At 72.1% G+C, this 1,606-nt stretch carries 1 protein-coding gene; it reads right to left on the reverse strand.

The window, feature by feature from the left end:
* Nucleotides 1–143 precede the first annotated feature (143 nt).
* A complete protein-coding gene (locus tag ACFXG1_RS33130) occupies nucleotides 144–1,394 on the reverse strand; it encodes a TerD family protein (RefSeq protein ID WP_384745885.1) in 1,251 nt (416 codons plus the stop codon).
* Nucleotides 1,395–1,606: the final 212 nt, after the last annotated feature.

Here is a 1,606-nt window from a genome sequence, read left to right on the forward strand (position 1 = left end):
TCGTGGGCTGCGTCATTTGTTTATAACAGACCCCCCCTTACGGACGGGTCGTCCGGGCCCGGCCGTTAAAACCCCGCCGCCCCCGGTCGACCGGGGGCGGCGGGCTTCTGCCGTGGTGACGGCTCCGGTCGGCGCGCCGGAGGTCAGAGCGCCTGGGCCGCGGGCTTCACCATGCCGCGGACCGTACGGGACTTCACGAAGTCGCCGATGGCCGTCATCTCCCACTCGCCGGAGAACTGCCGGATGAGCTTGGCCATCATCACGCCCGTCTGGGGCTCGGCGCCGGTCAGGTCGAAGCGGACCAGCTCCTCACCGGACGCCGCGTCGATCAGACGGCAGTACGCCTTCGCGACCTCGGTGAACTTCTGGCCGGAGAACGAGTTCACCGTGAAGACCAGACCGGTCGCGTCGGCGGGCAGCCGCCCCAGATCGACCGTGATCACCTCGTCGTCGCCCGCGCCCTCACCCGTGAGGTTGTCGCCGGAGTGGACGATGGACTCGTTCAGGATCTTCAGCTTGCCGAAGTAGCAGCTGTCCAGATGGTTCCGCTGGGGGCCGTAGGCGATCACGGACGCGTCGAGGTCGATGTCCTTGCCGCGGTAGGCGGGCTCCCAGCCGAGACCCATCTTGACCCGGGAGAGCAGCGGACGGCCGCCCTTGACCAGGGACACCGTCTGGTTCTTCTGGAGATTGACCCGGCCCTTGTCCAGATTGATCTTGCCGGACGGGGCCGGGGGCGCCGCCGGCGCCGCGGGCGGCGCCGCGGCTGTCCGGGGATCGAAGGCCGGGGGCGCGGAGTTGGCGAACGCCCTCGTCGGAGCGGGCGCGGGCGGCGCGGGCGGTGCGACCGGCGGTGCCACCGGGGCGGCGGGTGCCTGCGCGGCCGCGGGCTCCTCGTCGACCGATACACCGAAGTCGGTGGCGATGCCCGCCAGGCCGTTGGCGTACCCCTGGCCCACGGCACGGACCTTCCACACGCCGTTGCGCCGGTAGACCTCCACGACGACGAGCGCCGTCTCCGCGCCCAGCCGGGGCGGGGTGAAGGTGGCCAGCGGGGCCCCGCTGTCACCGTCGCGGACGGTCGCCGTGGGCTCCACGCCCTGGAAGGTCTGACCCGCCGCGTCCGGGCTCGCCGTGACGACGATCCTCTCGATGCCGGGCGGCACGGCCGCCGTGTCCACCACGATCGCGTCCGGGGCGGCACCGCCACCGGAGCGATAGGTCACCCCGGGGCCCGAGGGCTGGTTGTAGAAGATGAAGTCGTCGTCGGAGCGCACCTTGCCGTCGGCGGTGAGGAGCAGGCCCGATACGTCGAGCCGCACGGGCGCGGCGACGTCCACCGCCACGCGGGGGGCGGACAGCGGGATATTCGAGCCGGGGGTCATTGCGGTCATGCCAGAAGTAACGACCGGGACCGGTTTGCCGTTCCCGTACCCTCGCGCCCGCTTCCCTCCGGCACCGCCTTTCACTCTCCGGGACCACACCAGGACGCACGTATTCCGGTTCCGGTGCCGACGAAGGACGCGGTGCCGACGAAGGACGAACGGACGAACGGAGGGGGCGGGGGGGCGGTGCCCACCCCGGGCGCCCCGGCCGCCCCCCGGCC

This window comes from Streptomyces sp. NPDC059248 (genome assembly GCF_042753905.1).
Taxonomy (GTDB): domain Bacteria; phylum Actinomycetota; class Actinomycetes; order Streptomycetales; family Streptomycetaceae; genus Streptomyces.

Bases quoted from the DNA above. Each gene is read 5' to 3' on its own strand.
- ACFXG1_RS33130 (WP_384745885.1), bottom strand. From the start codon at position 1,394: ATGACCGCAATGACCCCCGGCTCGAATATCCCGCTGTCCGCCCCCCGC.